Origin of the sequence: Ralstonia pickettii, from assembly GCF_000607165.1 — a bacterium.
Classification (GTDB): domain Bacteria; phylum Pseudomonadota; class Gammaproteobacteria; order Burkholderiales; family Burkholderiaceae; genus Ralstonia; species Ralstonia holmesii.
Genome location: NZ_JFZG01000024.1, coordinates 937,105 through 953,512, shown reverse-complemented (window position 1 = coordinate 953,512; position 16,408 = coordinate 937,105). Strand labels below are relative to the sequence as shown.

Sequence of the window (16,408 nt, the reverse complement as noted above, 5' to 3'; positions counted from 1 at the left end):
ATGGGCTTCAACCCCATCGCGGGCATTCTCAAGCGGCGGCTGCTGATTGTCTTCCTGGCGATCGCGCTGCTGGTGGCGGGCGTGCTGGCGTTCCGCGAGCTGCCGCTGCAGGCGTATCCGGGCGTGGCGCCGTTGTCGGTGCAGGCCATCACGCAATGGCCGGGCCGCAGCACGACCGAAGTCGAACAGCAGATCACCATCCCGATCGAGAATGCGTTGGCTGGCGTGCCGGATGTGCAGTCGTTCCGCTCGGTATCGCTGTTCGGGCTGTCGGTGGTGACGCTCAAGTTCAAGGAAGGCACCGACAGCTTCAAGGCGCGGCAGAACTTCTCGCAATACGTGGCGGCAGCCAATCTGCCGACCGGTGTGCAGCCGTCGCTGAGCCCCGACTCCGACGCCACGGGCGAGATCATGCGCTTTCGCCTCGTGGGCAACGGCGTAGACCTGACCACGCTCAAGAGCTATCAGGACTACGACATCACCAAAGAGCTGAAGCATGTGCAGGGGGTGGCGGATGTCAGCTCCTTCGGCGGCAAGGTGAAGGAGTATCACATCGTGCCGTCGCCGGCGAAGCTGCAGTCGTACGGCATCACGCTGTCGCAGCTCATCACGGCCATCGGCAACGCCAACAACAACACTGGCGGCAACCTGCTGCGAGACGGCGAGCAGCAGTTCGTCGTGCGCGGCGTGGGCCTGCTGCAGACGGTTGACGATATCCGCAACGTGGTGGTGGCCGCCAACAACGGCGTGCCGGTGCGCGTGCGCGATATTGCCGAGGTTGAAGTCGGCAACGTGCAGCGTCTGGGCCAGGTGCAATACAACGACCAGCCCGACGTGGTGGAAGGCATCGTGCTGCTCAAGCGCGACGCCAACGCCAGCGAGGTGCTGGCCAAGGTGCGCGAAAAGGTAACGGAACTGAACAACGGCATCCTGCCCAAGAGCGTTCAGATCAAGCCGTTCTACGACCGCCAGGTGCTGCTCGACATCACCATGGGCACAGTTGAACACACGCTGGTGGTGGGCATCTCGCTGGTGCTGGCGGTGTTGTTCGTCTTCCTGGGCAATTTCCGTGCGGCGGCTGTGGTGGCGGCGGTGATTCCGCTGGCGCTGTGCGTGTCGTTCATCAGCATGGAACACTTCCATGTGCCGGCCAATTTGATCTCGCTCGGGGCGATCGACTTTGGGGTGATTGTCGACGCAGCCGTGATCGTGATGGAAAACATCATGCGGCATCTGGAAGAAGGCGCCGAGAAACTCGACGATGCCATCATCAAGGCCACCAGCGAAGTGCAGCGCGCGATGATCTTCTCTACGGGCATCATCATCGTGGCGTATTCGCCGCTGTTCTTCATCGGCGGCGTGGAAGGCATCATCTTCAAGCCGATGGCGTTCACGATGGGCTTTGCCTTGATGGCGTCGATCGTGCTGAGCCTGACCTTCGTGCCGGCCACCACGTCGTTCGTCTTCGGCAAGACGCTGCATCCGCATTCGCCGGCGTTTATTACGGCGATTCTGCGCTGGTACAAGCCGTTGCTGCGCAAGCTCATTGCACGCCCGATGGCCGTCTTTGCCACGGCCATCACGGCGCTCGTTCTGACGCTGTATAGCGCCACGTTCCTCGGTACCGAGTTCCTCCCGACGCTGGAAGAAAACAACCTGTGGCTACGCATTACGTTGCCCAACACGGTCGACCTGGACTACTCGTCGTCAGTGGCCAACGACCTGCGCGCGTACTTCGTCAAGCAGCCGGAAATCAATCAGGTTTCGGTGCAGATCGGCCGCCCCGATGACGGCACCGATTCCACCGGCGTGTTCAACCAGGAATACGGCCTGTACTTCGCGCCGCCTGACCAATGGCCCGCCGGCATGACGAAGGGGAAGCTGGTCGAGCGCCTGTCCAAGCGTCTGGAGAAGATTCCGGGCATCGAATACAACTTCTCGCAGTACATCCAGGACAACGTGGATGAAGCGCTCTCGGGCGTGAAGGGCGAGAACTCGGTCAAACTGTTCGGCAATGACCTGAATGTGCTCGAAGCCAAAGCCAACGAAATCCAGGCGCAGCTCAAGAAGGTGCACGGACTGGTGGACGTGGGCATCTTCCGCGAGTTGGGCCAGCCGACGCTGAACGTTTCCATCGACCGCCAGGCCGCTGCGCGCTTCAACATCAACGTGAGCGATGTGCAGAACCTCGTGCAATACGCCATTGGCGGAGCGCCGGTCACGCAAATCCTGGAGGGCGAGAAATCGTTCGGCCTGGCGGTGCGGCTGAACCAGCAGGCACGCGCGTCGTACGACGCCATCCGCGAACTGCTGATCGATACGCCCGACGGCCAGCACATCCCGCTGTCGATGATCGCCAAGGTGGAAATGACCGACGGCCCGTTCTTCATCTACCGCGAACTCGGCAAGCGCTACATCGCCATCAAGTTCGGCGTGCGCGGGCGCGATTTGGGCAGCGCGGTGGACGAGGCGCAGCACGTGGTGGGCAACGGCGTGCAGTTACCCGAGGGCTACACCGTCAAGTGGGACGGCCAGTTCAACGAGATGAAGGTCGCCCAGAGCAAGCTGATGGTGATCGTGCCGTTGACGATTCTCGTGATCTTCCTGCTGCTGTACAGCACGTTCGGCAACTTCAAGGATGCGCTGATGGTGGTGCTGAATGTGCCGTTTGCCGCCATCGGCGGGCTGCTGGCGCTGCATATCGCGCATGAGACGCTGTCGATTTCGGCGGGGATTGGCTTTCTGTCGTTGTTCGGCATCGCCATCCAGGACGGGGTGATCCTGATCTCGTACGTCAATCGGCTGGCGCAATCCGAAAACGTGCGTGAAGCCACCGTCGACGGGGCCGCACTGCGCTTGCGCCCGGTGATCATGACAGCCATGCTGGCGGGCCTGGGCCTGTTGCCGGCGGCGCTGTCGCACAGCATCGGCTCGGAGGCACAGCGACCGCTGGCGCTGGTGATCGTCGGCGGCATGGTCACCACGACGATTCTCACGCTGCTGGTGCTGCCGGTGGTCTTCACGTGGGCGCACCGTCATCGCCGGCCGCCCTCGCGCGATGCGGACGTCAATCCCACAGCGGCCATGCTGCCTTAAGCCGCATGTGCTGAAAGCGCAACGGGCGCATCGCTTTGCCAGCGATGCGCCCGTTTTCATTTGGGCTCACACCAGAATCGGACCAATCTCATGGTGACGCGTAGCCGAGGCGAGCAGAGTGCGCCTCTGGTTCTATCGCACGCATCGCCACCATGCTCCCCACGCCCAACGTATCCCCCAGCGTCGCCGCCAAGTTCCCTCCGCAGGTCGTCGACACGCTCATCGAGCTGTTTGGCAATGATCTGCACCAATGGCGTTTTATCGTCGATCTATTTTGCGAGACGGCAGAACAGGATCTCGCCAACCTGGAGAACGCCATCCGCGGCGGCGAGGACGCACAGATCGTTGAAGCGGCGCACCGCATCGTCGGTTCCGCACGCATGCTGGGGCATCAACCGATTGGCGATGCTGCCCGCCGCATCGAGCGCGCTGCGCAAAGCATCGGGCCCTATCAGCAGCGTGCGCAAGAAATGGAATCTGCCCTCGCCTGCCTGCGCGCCTTGGCCGATGAATTCCGCCAGCAGGCCAACGCCTGCCCCTGGCCAGACGCGCCGGTGGTGGGCTAACGGCGCGCCACGCTCCGCAAGCCATCGGTTGCGGAGCAGCGTCACCCTTGGTCTAGTTAAGTTATGTTTTATTAAACATAACTTAATTGATTAGGCTGTAAATTGCGTGATTCGTAATACAACGGGTGATTACAACTATTGATCTAGGACACGCTGCCCCACTATCTTTCGCGGGCAACGTCGGCGCACTCCAACTGCCGCCGCCTGACACGCACCGGCCATGACCGGCGCGGCCGCACCGTTTCACTACGTACGTCACAACACGGGCTCAACTTATCCGGGGGGATTCGATGTCCGAAGCAGTCCTGCATCCATTTTTTTCGCGCGAGCGCACCGTCGCCGCGGTTGGTTTCAACCGCTGGCTGGTTCCGCCTGCCGCACTGGCCATCCATCTGTGCATTGGCATGGCCTACGGTTTCTCAGTCTTCTGGCTGCCGCTTGGCCGCGCGCTTGGCATCACCAAGCCGCTCACCTGCGGCGCCGATGTCTCGCTGATCGCCGAGCTGTTCACCACCACCTGTGACTGGCGCGTGTCCAGCCTGGGCTGGATGTTCACGCTGTTCTTCGTTTTCCTGGGCGCATCCGCAGCCATGTGGGGCGGCTGGCTCGAGCGCGTCGGCCCGCGCAAGGCTGGCGTCGTGTCAGCCGTGTGCTGGTGCGGCGGCTTGCTGATTTCCGCGCTCGGCATCCAGATGCACCAACTGTGGCTGCTGTGGGTGGGCTCGGGCGTGATCGGCGGCATCGGCCTGGGGTTGGGCTACATCTCCCCCGTGTCGACGCTGATCAAGTGGTTTCCGGACAAGCGCGGCATGGCCACCGGCATGGCCATTATGGGCTTTGGCGGCGGCGCGATGATCGGCGCCCCGCTGGCTGACCGCCTGATGAAGGTGTTTGCCACGCCCGAATCGGTCGGCGTGTCGCAAACGTTTATTGTGCTGGCTGGCATCTACTTCGTGTTCATGATGGCGGGGGCGCTGGGTTACCGCGTGCCGCCCACGGGCTGGAAACCGGCCGGCTGGACACCCTCGCCCACCAAGGCGAAGGACACGATGGTCACGCAACGCCACGTGCACGCAAACGAAGCGCTGAAGACGCCGCAGTTCTGGCTGATCTGGGCGGTGCTGTGCCTGAACGTCTCGGCCGGTATTGGCGTGCTCGGCATGGCCTCGCCGCTGCTGCAGGAAGTGTTTGGCGGCAAGCTGCTTGGCGTGACGACTTCGTTCATGGACCTGACCGCCGCTCAGAAGGGCCAGATCGCGGCCATCGCTGCGGGCTTCACGGGTCTGCTGAGCCTGTTCAACATCGGCGGCCGTTTCTTCTGGGCATCGCTGTCGGACCGCCTGGGCCGCAAGATGACGTACGCGGTCTTCTTCGTGCTCGGCTTCGTGCTGTACGCATCGATTCCGTGGACTTCGCACACAGGCAATATCGCGCTGTTTGCACTGGCCTTCTGCGTGATCCTGTCGATGTACGGCGGCGGTTTTGCTACCGTGCCGGCGTACCTGGCTGACATGTTCGGCACGCAAATGGTGGGCGCCATCCACGGCCGCCTGCTGACGGCGTGGTCGACGGCCGGCATTCTGGGCCCGGTGCTGGTGAACTACCTGCGCGAATACCAGATCGCCCATGGCGTGGAACGCGCAGCCGTGTACGACATCACGATGATGATCCTGGCCGGCCTGCTGATTCTCGGCTTCATCTGCAACCTGCTGGTGCGCCCGGTCAACGCGAAGCACTTCATGACCGAAGCGCAACTCGACGAGCAACGTCACGCTGCGGCAACCAAGAGCCCGACGCCGTCGGTGATCGCACCGGAAACGTCGCTGGAATGGAAGGCGCATCCTGGCTCGGCCGTGGCCGTGGTGCTGGCTTGGGCCGCCGTGGGCCTGCCGTTGGGCTGGGGGGTTTGGATTACACTCCAAAAAGCTGCCGTTCTGTTCTCCTGACACGTGATTTAAAGCCGCCCCGCCACCCATGAAGCACCAGAAGATCGAGTTCTACCGTCATCCGGCCGGTGGCTGGGGCGCGCTCAAAAGCGTTGCGCATCAATTGCTCTCGCAGGGCATCGCGGCCAAGGGTGCCAAGACGATGCTGTCGGCCAACCAGCCCGACGGCTTCGACTGCCCCGGCTGCGCCTGGCCCGACCGCGACCATGCCTCCACGTTTGAATTTTGCGAGAACGGCGTCAAAGCCGTGGCGGCCGAAGCCACCTCCCGCCGCACCACGCCGGAGTTCTTCGCACAGCACACCGTGCGGGAGTTGGCCGACTGGTCCGACTACGCACTCGAAGACCAAGGGCGTCTGACGCACCCGATGGTCTACGACGCGGCCAGCGACAAGTACTTCCCGATCGAATGGGACGCCGCCTTCGCGCTGATCGCGCAGCACCTGCGCGCGCTGCCTGATCCGAACCAGGCGATCTTCTACACCTCGGGCCGCACCAGCAATGAGGCGGCCTTCCTCTACCAGTTGTTCGTGCGCGCCTACGGCACGAACAATTTCCCCGACTGCTCCAACATGTGCCACGAGCCCTCCGGCACGGGCATGCGGGGCAGCATCGGCGTTGGCAAGGGCACCGTCACGCTCGACGATTTCACCAAGGCTGACGCCATCTTCATCTTCGGCCAGAACCCGGGGACGAACCACCCGCGCATGCTCGGTGAGCTGCGCGAAGCGTCCAAGCGCGGTGCCAAGATTGTTTCGTTCAACCCGCTTCGCGAGCGCGGGCTGGAGCGCTTTGCCGATCCGCAAAGCAAGATCGAGATGCTGACGCTGGGCTCCACGCGCATCAGCACGGAGTACCACCAAGTGCGCATCGGCGGCGACCTGGCCACCGTCAAAGGCATCATCAAACACGTGATCGAGCGTGACGACGTGGCACGCAGCCGCGGAGAGCCCGCCATCATCGACCACGCCTTCATCGCGCAACACACCGGCGGCTACGACGCCTTTGCCGCCGACGTGCGCGCAGAATCGTGGGCGACCATCGAAGCCGAATCGGGCCTGCCGGAAAACGAAATCCGCCAGGCCGGCGATACCTACATCAAGGCCGGCAGCGTCATCGCCTGCTGGGGCATGGGCATCACGCAACACAAGCATTCGGTCGCGACGATCCAGATGATCGTCAACCTGTTGCTCCTGCGGGGCAACATCGGCCGCCCGGGCGCCGGCGCGTGCCCGGTGCGCGGCCACAGCAACGTGCAGGGCGACCGGACGATGGGCATTTACGAGAAGCCCGCCCCTGCGTTCCTGGATCGGCTGGAAAAGGTCTTCGGCATCCAGGTGCCGCGCGAACATGGCTACGACACCGTCGGCGCCATCGAAGCGATGCAGCAAGGCGCCGCGCGCGTGTTCTTCGCCATGGGCGGCAACTTTGCGGCGGCCACGCCGGACACCGCTGCCACGTGGGCTGGCCTGCGCCAGTGCGACCTGACCGTGCACGTGACCACCAAGCTCAACCGCAGCCACATCGTGCATGGCAAGGCAGCGCTGATCCTGCCGTGCCTGGGCCGCACCGAAGTCGACCAACAGGCCGGCGGCACGCAAGGCGTGACCGTGGAAGACTCGATGAGCATGGTGCACATGTCGGCGGGCATCAATCCGCCGGCCTCGCCGCATCTGCTGTCGGAACCGGCCATCGTGGCGCGGCTGGCGGAAGCGGCGCTGCCCGAGAGCACCATCCCGTGGCGCTGGCTGGTGGAAGACTACGACCGCATCCGCGAGCGCATCGAGGCCGTGTTCGACGACTTTGCCGGCTTCAACGAGAAGATTCGCGTGCCGGGCGGCTTCCGTCTGCGCAACACTGCATCCGAACGTGTGTGGAGCACGCCGTCGGGCAAGGCGGAATTCCACACGCACGCCGTGCCGACCGACACGCCGGTCCACCGCGCCCGCGAGCGCCATGCAGATACGACGGTCTTTACGCTGGCCACGGTGCGTTCGCACGATCAGTACAACACCACCATCTATGGCATGGACGACCGCTACCGCGGCGTGTTCGGCCAGCGCCGCGTGGTCTTCATCAACAAGGAAGACCTGCACACGATCCGCATGAAGGACGGCGAGTGGGTCGACATGGTGACGCTCTCCGAAGACGGCACCACGCGCCGCGCCGATGGCTTCCGACTGGTGGCGTACGACATTCCGCGCGGGTGTCTGGCGGCGTATTACCCCGAGACGAATCCGCTGGTGCCGCTGTCTTCCGTGGCTGACCAGGCCCGCACGCCGACATCAAAGTCGATTCCGGTGATGCTCGTGCCGAGCCAGGTCGAGCGCACCGCTGAGTCCCAAGCGGCCAACACGGCAGAAGCCTGATGCCAACCGAGCCGGCGTGGTCTGCGCTGCAACTGGCGCTGCTGGCCGCATTGCGCGAGACCGACGCCGCCAAGCCGGTCTCGCTACCCTGGCTGACCAAGCGCGTGGGCGAGCGCGCCAGCACAGTGCTGCGCGCGCTGCATCCGTTGGCTGACGCCGGCCTGCTGCGCGTCGCCATGGACGACACACGCTGGCTCATCGTGCTGCTCGATGCCGGCCGCGCTTTGCCCCATTTCACTGCATGACTTTTCTGCCCCGCCACCCCGCCGGAATGCCCGTCGTTTCCACAACCGCGACGAAACGCACGCGCTCTGGCACGCAAGAAGACGCGTCCACCGCCGTCGCAGATGAAGCACCGGTCGCGCTTGTCTTCAACGGCATCACGCATGCGGTGATGATGGCCTCGCCAGCCGACCTGGAAGACTTTGCACTGGGCTTCGCGCTGTCCGAAGGCATCATCGACAGTCGCGCCGATTGGCGTGGCGCAGATGTTCAAACGCATCCGCATGGGCTTGAGGTGCATGCGGAAATCGCTTCGCATTGCTTCGTGCGGCTGAAGGAACGCCGCCGCGCGCTGGCCGGCCCGACCGGCTGCGGCCTGTGTGGCATTGAAAGCCTGCAGACCTTTGAAGACGCACCGACACCGCTTGTGCCGGCTGCATGGATGGCGTCATTGACCGACGCACAAGTGCTGGACGCCATGCACGCGATGACGGCGCATCAGCCGGCCAACGCGCTCACCGGCGGTTTGCATGCCGCGGGCTGGGTACCTGCGGACGGCAACGCGCCGCTGCATGTGCTGGAAGACGTGGGCCGTCACAACGCGCTGGACAAGCTGATCGGCCGGCTCGCCCGGCTCGGCATCCGCCCCGCAGACGGGTTCATCGTCATGACAAGCCGCGCAAGCTTCGAACTGGCGCGCAAGTGCGTACAAGTGCAGGTGCCGCTACTGGCAACAATCTCCGCGCCGTCCTCGCTGGCGATCCGCCACGCCAAGGCCGGACAGCTGACGCTGCTGGCGTTCTGCCGGGGCGATAGCGTGACGCGGTTTGCGTAGCGCACAGCACGCGCAGGGCTAAATCTCCACCTTGCTCCCCAGCTCAACCAGTCGGTTGGCGGGTATCCGGAAAAAGTCCGACGGCTTGGCGCTGTTGTGCTGCATCCAGGCAAACAGCGATTCGCGCCACATCGCCATGCCAGGCAGCGGCGACGGCACCACCGTGGCACGCGTAATGAAGAACGAGGTTTCCATATCTTCAAAAACGATGCCAAGCCGCTCACCCACGTTGCGGACGATCTCGTCCACGGCCGGTGTTTCCTTGAAGCCGAAATCGACCACGGCCGTGTGGATGTCGTCGCCAATGGTTTTGATAACCAGGCGCTTGGCGGGGTCCACATACGGCACGGCCAGCGTGCGGAAGTGGATGAACAGCACGCGCTTGTGCAGCACGTGGTTGTGCTTGAGGTTGTGCAGCAACGCCAAGGGCACGAAATCCATGCTCGGGGTGAGATACACGGCCGTGCCGTCCACACGATACGGCGGATGGCGCAGCAGCCCCTCCATGAACGGCTCGAGCGGGATGCCACCTTCCACATTGCGCGCCTTCAACAGCTGCGTGCCCGAGTGCCACGTCACCATCAGGAAGAAGATCAAGCCACCCAGCAGCAACGGGAACCAGCCACCCGCGGCAATCTTGAGCAGGTTGGCTGAGAAGAACGATAGATCCACCGCCAGGAAAACCGCGCCGAGGGGGGCCACCAGCGACAGGCGCCACTTCCAGGCGTTGCGCATGACCACCGTAACCAGACCCGTCGTCAGCACCATGGTGGTCGTTACCGCAATACCGTAGGCCGCGGCCAGGTTGTCGGACTTGCCGAAAGCCAGCACCACCGCCACCACCAGCACCAAAAGCATGTAGTTGACCATCGGCACGTAGATCTGGCCGATCTCCACATCCGACGTGTAAAGAATCTTCATGCGCGGCGCATAGCCCAGATGCACGGCCTGCGCCGTCATCGAAAACGCTCCGGAGATGACAGCCTGCGACGCAATGACGGTGGCCGCCGTGGCCAGTACCACCATCGGGCCCACGGCCCAGTTCGGCATCAGCAGAAAGAACGGGTTCTGCACCGCGCTCGGCTCGCGCAGCAGCAAAGCGCCCTGGCCAAAGTAGTTCAGCAGCAGGCACGGCATGGCAATGTAGAACCACGCGTAGCGGATCGGGCGCGCGCCAAAGTGGCCCATGTCGGCATACAGCGCCTCAGCGCCGGTCAGCGCCAGAAACACCGAGCCGAACACGATGAACGCCAGCACCGTATGCCGGAATCCGAACTCGATGGCGTACACAGGGCTCAACGCCACCAATATCTGCGGCGACTTCACCACCGAAGCCAACCCCATCAGCCCCAGCAGCACGAACCAGATCACCATGATTGGCCCGAACAGGCGCCCGACCACGTGCGTGCCCTGCTTTTGAATCAAGAACAGGGCAATCAGCACGATCAGCGCCAGGGGCAACACCCACTTCTGTAGCGCGGGGGCCATGATCTCCATGCCTTCAATGGCGGAGAGCACTGAAATGGCAGGTGTGATGACGGCATCGCCATAGAACATGGCGGCGCCGAGCAGGCCGAGCAGCATCAATGTGCGTGTGAACCGGGCGCCTCCCCTGCTTGCGCGCATGGCCAGCGCCGTCAGGGCGAGGATGCCGCCTTCGCCGTTGTTGTCGGCGCGCATGACGAACAACACGTATTTGACGGACACCACCAGCGTCATCGCCCAGAACAGCATCGATAGGATGCCGAAGACGGTCTGATCGGAAAACGGGACCCCATGCTCGGGGTTGAAGCATTCCTTCAGTGCATACAGGGGGCTGGTACCGATGTCCCCGAAGACCACGCCGATTGCGCCCACCATGGTGGCCATCAACGCGGGATTTTTCTTGGTTTTACTGGCTGCGGCGGTCGTCATGGGTAGGCTGCGACTGGAACGACGGGGGCGCACGCAATTTTCGTGCGCCGTCTGCGGCACCGATTCTACGGGGCGAGCCGAGTGCGGCAGAAGCCACTAAAGCTTAGGTGAAAACGCCAGGTTTTGCGCCGGTGTTTGCACCGATGGCAAGCCTGCGCCAACCCTGCTGAGCGCCAGAAAACGACGGGCCCGCCCGGTTCGAAAAGAAAGCTTAAAAAAACAGACTTTGACGGGGAGACGCGCCAAGCATATATTCACCAAACGATCGTTTGGCCGGTTAGGCCGGGTCTGCCTGCTGCGTTTTGTATTTGGCCGGCGGCCGATCGATTTCTCAACTTCACGACTCAAAATCATGGCTACTGGTACCGTCAAGTGGTTTAACGACGCAAAGGGTTTCGGCTTCATTACCCCGGATGATGGCGGCGAAGACCTTTTCGCACATTTCTCTGCTATCAACTCCGCAGGCTTCAAAAGCCTGAAGGAAGGTCAGAAGGTGTCGTTCGAAGTCACGCAAGGCCCCAAGGGCAAGCAAGCTTCGAACATCGTGCCCCAGTAACTAGGGGCACGCGGGCGCGGTAGCCCGGTTTTGGCTTGCCGCGCGGGGTTTCCTCGCGCGTGTATTGGCCGGGATATTCCGCCAGGCAGGTTGTTCAGTACGTGTTTGCCATCAAGCAGTCGGATGGCCGCCGGAAGCGGTGGCCTGGTTTGACGAACCCCCTATTGGGAGCATGCAATGGCCAGCCGAATTGAAGAGAACGCCGTTCAATATGATCCGCCCGCCGGGGCAGCTGCAGAAATGCATGCTGCCCCGAGTTTCATTCGGGATTCGGAAATCCAGTTTTCGCGCTCGCAGACATTCCATGAAGGCCAGCGCGTCAGCTTTGATGTGGAGATCGGGCCCGATGGCGAACTGATCGCCGTCAACATCAAACCAATATGAAACGCCGGTTTCAACTCGGCATGGTCAAAAGAAAAGGGAGGCATTGCCTCCCTTTCTCATGGGTGATGCACCGGCTTACTTGGCTGTCGGCATCACGAACTCGGCGCCCTTGGCAATCGAATCCGGCCAGCGTTGCATCACGCTCTTGTAACGCGTGTAAAAACGCACACCTTCTTCGCCATAGGCGTGGTGGTCCCCGAACAGCGAGCGCTTCCAGCCCCCAAAGCTGTGCCACGCCATCGGCACCGGAATCGGCACGTTGATCCCGACCATGCCCACCTGGATCTGCCGCGCAAATGCGCGCGCCACGCCGCCATCGCTCGTGTAGCACGACACGCCGTTGCCAAACTCGTGCGCGTTGATCAGGTTCACCGCCTCGGCAAGATCATGCACGCGCACCACCGAAAGCACCGGACCGAAGATCTCTTCCTTGTAGATCGTCATGCCAGGCTTGACGTGGTCGAACAGCGTGCCGCCCGTGAAGAAGCCTTCGGCATGGCCCTCGACCGTGTGGCCGCGGCCGTCCACCACCAGCTTGGCACCCTCTTCCACGCCCTTGGCGATATAGCCTTCAACCTTGGCCTTGTGCGCGGCCGTCACCAGCGGACCCATTTCGCTGTCGGCTTGCATACCGTTGCCGATCTTGAGTGCCTTGGCGCGCTCGGCAAGGCGCGGGACGAGCTTGTCAGCCACGTCACCCACTGCCACGGCCACGGAGATCGCCATGCAACGCTCGCCGGCAGAACCGTAGCCGGCACCGATCAGGGCATCCACCGCCTGGTCGAGGTCGGCATCGGGCATGACCACGAGATGGTTCTTTGCGCCGCCCAGGGCTTGCACGCGCTTGCCGCGCTTGGTGCCCTCGGCGTAGATGTATTCGGCGATGGGCGTGCTGCCGACGAACGAGACGGCCTGCACATCCGGATGCTCGAGCAGCGCATCGACGGCATCCTTGCCACCCTGCACGACGTTGAACACGCCATCGGGCAGGCCAGCCCGCTTGAGCAGGTCGGCAATCATCAGACTGGGGGTCGGATCGCGCTCGCTCGGCTTGAGGATGAACGTGTTGCCGCACGCCAGTGCCACCGGCGCCATCCACATCGGCACCATGAACGGGAAGTTGAACGGCGTGATGCCGGCCACCACGCCCAGCGGTTGGCGCAGGTTCCAGTTGTCGATGCCGCCGCCAATGTTGTCGGTGAAATCGGTCTTGAGCAGATTCGGAATGCCGCACGCGAACTCGACCACTTCAATGCCGCGCGTGACTTCGCCCTTGGCATCGGAGAACACCTTGCCGTGCTCCCGCGTGATGGCTGCGGCCAGGGCATCCTGGTTCTGGTCGAGCAGCTCCTTAAACTTGAACAGAACGCGCGAGCGCTTGAGCGGCGAGGTCTCGGCCCAGTCGGCTGCGGCCGCGTGCGCCGCGGCCACGGCGGCGTCCACTTCGGACTTACCGCCCAGCAGCACCTGCGCGCTCACAGCGCCCGTGGCGGGGTTGAACACATCGGCGCTACGCGTGCCGCTACCGGCATGGCGTTGCCCGCCGATGTAATGGCTGATAACGGATTCCGTCACGGCGGGATCAATCGGTCGGTTCATTTCAGGCTACCTCTTGCAGAACGGTACGAACGGTGTCGAAGATGCGCGCGATTTGCGCCTCTTCGATGATCAGCGGCGGGGAGAACGCCAGGATGTCGCCGGTGTAGCGCACCAGCACGCCACGCTCCAGGCACTTCAGGAAGACTTCGTAAGCGCGCGCACCCACCGCACCCGGCCGCGATTCCAGCTCGATGCCGGCCACGAGGCCCAGGTTGCGGATGTCCTTCACATGCGGCGCACCCTTGACCGAATGCGCTGCTGCTTCGAACACCGGCGACATCGCACGAGCGCGCTCGAACAATCCTTCGCTGCGATACAGATCCAGTGCGGCCACCGCCGCGGCCGCAGCCAGCGGGTGCGCCGAATACGTGTAGCCGTGGAACAGCTCGATCGCGCCTGGCGCGCCGGCGTCGACCACGGTGTCGTGCACCAACTGACGCACGGCCACAGCGCCCATCGGCACGGCAGCGTTGTTGATGCCCTTGGCCATCGTCAGCAGATCGGGCGTCACGCCAAAGAACTCGGCCGCCGTTGCCGCGCCCAGGCGGCCAAAACCGGTAATGACCTCATCGAAGATCAGCAGGATGCCGTGCTTGTCGCACAGCGCGCGCAGACGCTGCAGATAGCCCTTGGGCGGCACCAGCACGCCCGTGGAACCTGCCAGCGGCTCGACGATGACGGCGGCGATGGTCGACGCGTCATGCAGCGTCACAAGGCGCTCGAGCTCGTCGGCAAGGTGTTCGCCCCAGGCCGGCTGGCCTTTGGAAAACGCATTGTGCTCAGGCGCATGCGTGTGCGGCAGGTGGTCGACGCTGGGTAGCAGGTTTGCCGAGAACGCCTTGCGGTTCGGCGAGATACCGCCCACCGAGATGCCGCCAAAACCCACCCCGTGATAGCCGCGCTCGCGGCCGATCAGGCGTGTGCGCTGCCCTTCGCCCCGTGCTCGGTGGTACGCCAGCGCAATCTTGAGCGCCGTATCCACCGCTTCCGAACCCGAGTTGACGAAGAAGATGCGGTTCAGACCTTCCGGCATGATCTCGGCGACTTTTTCTGCCGCACGGAACGCCAGCGGGTGGCCCATCTGGAAGGTGGGTGCGAAATCCAGCGTGGCCGCCTGCATGGCGATGGCGTCGACGATTTCCTTGCGGCAGTGACCGGCGTTGACGCACCAGAGGCCCGCCGTGCCGTCCAGCACTTCGCGGCCGTCGCCGTCTCGGTAGTACATGCCCTGGGCCGACGTCAGCAAGCGCGGTGCGGCCTTGTACTGGCGGTTGGCCGTGAACGGCATCCAGAAGTAGGACAGATCGGTGGTTTCCAGCGGGTGCGGTGCGGGTTTCATCGGTCACTCCGAAAAAACAGCGGAAAGGGAATGGACTGGCGAGCCAGCCGTTGGAGCAAACTGTACAGAGTCGGGCGTGACACGGACATGCACAGATGGCGGTTCTATAAGAAACTGTATAGGCGCCGACCACCGCTCCCATACCGCATCGCAACATGCAACTCGAACTCGATCCTTCTCATCCCCAGCGTACGTTGGTCGACCAGATCGTCCAAGGCATTCGTGCGGCGGTCGACAACCATACCCTGCTGCCCGGCACGCGGCTGCCCTCCGTGCGCAAGTTGGCCCAGGCCCACGATGTGAGCACCTTTACGGTGGCGGAGGCCTATACACGGCTGGCGGCACTGGGCGCCATCGTGGCGCGGCCACGCTCGGGCTATCTGGTGGCGGCGCGCGCACCCACCCAACCGGCGCCCGTGGCCCCGCGCTGGGAGCCGCCCACGCTCAACGCGGCGTGGTTGCTCTCGGATGTGTTTGCCGATCGCTCCATCGCTATCAAACCAGGCTGCGGCTGGCTGCCGAACGACTGGCTGGACGAGCGCGGCGTGCAGGAAGCCATGCGCGCGGTGAGCCGTGTTTCCGCACTGCGGGTGGCGGGCTACGGACACCCGTGGGGTTACGCCCCGCTGGGCGAATACGTGGCGCAGTCGCTTGCGCTGCGGGGGCTGCCGGTGGAACGCTCGCAAGTGCTGCTGACCAGCGGCGCCACGCAGGCGCTCGATCTGATCGTCCGCACATTATTCAAAGCCGGCGACGTCGTGGCCGTGGATGATCCGGGCTACTGCAACGTGCTCCAGGTGCTCAAGCTGGCCGGCCTGCGCGTGGTCGGGGTGCCGCGCACACCGGATGGGCTCGACACAACGGCACTGGAGACCATCCTCCGCGCGGACGATGCCGACCGGCCGCGCGCCCTTTTCACCAGTTCCGTGCTGCAGAACCCCACCGGCTCGTCGATGACCGCTCAGAACGCCTACCGCGCGCTGCAACTGGCCGAACAGCACGGCCTCTGGATCGTTGAAGACGATCTGCACCGCGAATTGGCCGACCCTGCCGCGCCGATGCTGGCTGCGCTCGACGGCCTGCGCCGCACGCTGTACGTGAGCGGCTTCTCCAAGACGATCTCGCCCTCATTGCGCGCGGGCTACGTGGTGGCCGATGCCGCTATCGCGCGTGAGCTGGCACGTACCAAGATGGCTGTGGCGCTCACCTCATCGGAGATCACCGAGCGCATCGTGCATGCGTTCGTCACCCGCCCCGTTTATGCCGAACACGTGGCGCGGCTGATTGCGCGGCTTGGAGAGGCCCACACGCACGTCGAAGCCCTCATGCGCCAACATGGTGCCGAACTGTTCGATACACCGGGGCGCGGCCTCTTCCTGTGGGCGCGGCTGCCGGGCCACGCAGATGCCTCCGCGCTGGCCAATCGGGCCATCGACCACAACATCTGGCTCGCGCCGGGGCAGTATTTCAGGCCGCATGACGAGCCCAGCGCGTGGTTGCGTTTCAACGTGGCGTACTCCGCCGAACCGGCGCTCTGGGAATTTCTCTCGCACGCCTGAACGGGCCACCCTGCCGAGCGGCAC

Annotated in this window: 12 protein-coding genes; 9 read left to right on the top strand and 3 right to left on the bottom strand. The window is 63.7% G+C overall.

The window, feature by feature from the left end; translation table 11 throughout:
* The 6 genes from BG83_RS0121805 (at position 1) to fdhD (ending at position 9,033) form a co-directional block, all read left to right on the top strand.
* Complete coding sequence (locus tag BG83_RS0121805) at positions 1-3,096, top strand: efflux RND transporter permease subunit (protein WP_024978720.1); 3,096 nt, start codon at positions 1-3, stop codon at positions 3,094-3,096.
* Positions 3,097-3,248: 152 nt separating this feature from the next.
* A complete protein-coding gene (locus tag BG83_RS27975; protein ID WP_051541542.1) occupies positions 3,249-3,662 on the top strand; it encodes an Hpt domain-containing protein in 414 nt (137 codons plus the stop codon).
* Positions 3,663-3,952: 290 nt separating this feature from the next.
* Positions 3,953-5,608 carry an OFA family MFS transporter gene (locus tag BG83_RS0121795; protein WP_024978719.1) on the top strand — a complete coding sequence of 552 codons (1,656 nt, stop codon included), beginning with the start codon at positions 3,953-3,955 and terminating at the stop codon, positions 5,606-5,608.
* A 28-nt stretch (positions 5,609-5,636) separates the two neighbouring features.
* Positions 5,637-7,976 (top strand): FdhF/YdeP family oxidoreductase, encoded by a 2,340-nt coding sequence (locus tag BG83_RS0121790; RefSeq protein WP_024978718.1) that lies wholly within the window; start codon positions 5,637-5,639, stop codon positions 7,974-7,976.
* Positions 7,976-8,221 carry a hypothetical protein gene (locus tag BG83_RS0121785; RefSeq protein WP_024978717.1) on the top strand — a complete coding sequence of 82 codons (246 nt, stop codon included), beginning with the start codon at positions 7,976-7,978 and terminating at the stop codon, positions 8,219-8,221. The genes BG83_RS0121790 and BG83_RS0121785 overlap by 1 nt, the downstream gene beginning before the upstream one ends.
* Entirely contained in the window at positions 8,218-9,033 is an 816-nt protein-coding gene (gene fdhD, locus BG83_RS0121780; protein WP_024978716.1) for a formate dehydrogenase accessory sulfurtransferase FdhD, read from the top strand. The genes BG83_RS0121785 and fdhD overlap by 4 nt, the downstream gene beginning before the upstream one ends.
* 18 nt (positions 9,034-9,051) lie before the next feature.
* Here fdhD and BG83_RS0121775 read toward each other — a convergent pair whose 3' ends face one another.
* Positions 9,052-10,947 carry a potassium transporter Kup gene (locus tag BG83_RS0121775; RefSeq protein ID WP_024978715.1) on the bottom strand — a complete coding sequence of 632 codons (1,896 nt, stop codon included), beginning with the start codon at positions 10,945-10,947 and terminating at the stop codon, positions 9,052-9,054.
* 352 nt (positions 10,948-11,299) lie between these two features.
* On the opposite strand from BG83_RS0121775, the gene BG83_RS0121770 reads away from it, so the two are divergent.
* Both BG83_RS0121770 and BG83_RS0121765 read left to right on the top strand, forming a co-directional pair.
* Positions 11,300-11,503: a cold-shock protein gene (locus BG83_RS0121770; protein ID WP_004627322.1), complete on the top strand. Its 204-nt coding sequence runs from the start codon at positions 11,300-11,302 to the stop codon at positions 11,501-11,503.
* Positions 11,504-11,680: 177 nt separating this feature from the next.
* Entirely contained in the window at positions 11,681-11,887 is a 207-nt protein-coding gene (locus BG83_RS0121765; RefSeq protein WP_024978714.1) for a cold-shock protein, read from the top strand.
* Positions 11,888-11,962: 75 nt separating this feature from the next.
* Here BG83_RS0121765 and BG83_RS0121760 read toward each other — a convergent pair whose 3' ends face one another.
* A complete protein-coding gene (locus BG83_RS0121760; protein WP_024978713.1) occupies positions 11,963-13,486 on the bottom strand; it encodes a CoA-acylating methylmalonate-semialdehyde dehydrogenase in 1,524 nt (507 codons plus the stop codon).
* 1 nt (position 13,487) lies between these two features.
* On the bottom strand, positions 13,488-14,825 hold the full coding sequence (locus BG83_RS0121755; protein WP_024978712.1) for an aspartate aminotransferase family protein: 1,338 nt from the start codon (positions 14,823-14,825) through the stop codon (positions 13,488-13,490).
* 155 nt (positions 14,826-14,980) lie between these two features.
* On the opposite strand from BG83_RS0121755, the gene BG83_RS0121750 reads away from it, so the two are divergent.
* Complete coding sequence (locus BG83_RS0121750) at positions 14,981-16,384, top strand: PLP-dependent aminotransferase family protein (protein WP_024978711.1); 1,404 nt, start codon at positions 14,981-14,983, stop codon at positions 16,382-16,384.
* Positions 16,385-16,408 lie beyond the last annotated feature (24 nt).

Coding starts and splice junctions, on each gene's coding strand:
- BG83_RS0121785 (WP_024978717.1), top strand. CDS start 7,976: ATGCCAACCGAGCCGGCGTGGTCTGCGCTGCAACTGGCGCTGCTGGCC.
- fdhD (WP_024978716.1), top strand. CDS start 8,218: ATGACTTTTCTGCCCCGCCACCCCGCCGGAATGCCCGTCGTTTCCACA.
- BG83_RS0121760 (WP_024978713.1), bottom strand. CDS start 13,486: ATGAACCGACCGATTGATCCCGCCGTGACGGAATCCGTTATCAGCCAT.
- BG83_RS0121755 (WP_024978712.1), bottom strand. CDS start 14,825: ATGAAACCCGCACCGCACCCGCTGGAAACCACCGATCTGTCCTACTTC.
- BG83_RS0121775 (WP_024978715.1), bottom strand. CDS start 10,947: ATGACGACCGCCGCAGCCAGTAAAACCAAGAAAAATCCCGCGTTGATG.
- BG83_RS0121790 (WP_024978718.1), top strand. CDS start 5,637: ATGAAGCACCAGAAGATCGAGTTCTACCGTCATCCGGCCGGTGGCTGG.
- BG83_RS0121805 (WP_024978720.1), top strand. CDS start 1: ATGGGCTTCAACCCCATCGCGGGCATTCTCAAGCGGCGGCTGCTGATT.
- BG83_RS0121750 (WP_024978711.1), top strand. CDS start 14,981: ATGCAACTCGAACTCGATCCTTCTCATCCCCAGCGTACGTTGGTCGAC.
- BG83_RS0121770 (WP_004627322.1), top strand. CDS start 11,300: ATGGCTACTGGTACCGTCAAGTGGTTTAACGACGCAAAGGGTTTCGGC.
- BG83_RS27975 (WP_051541542.1), top strand. CDS start 3,249: ATGCTCCCCACGCCCAACGTATCCCCCAGCGTCGCCGCCAAGTTCCCT.
- BG83_RS0121765 (WP_024978714.1), top strand. CDS start 11,681: ATGGCCAGCCGAATTGAAGAGAACGCCGTTCAATATGATCCGCCCGCC.
- BG83_RS0121795 (WP_024978719.1), top strand. CDS start 3,953: ATGTCCGAAGCAGTCCTGCATCCATTTTTTTCGCGCGAGCGCACCGTC.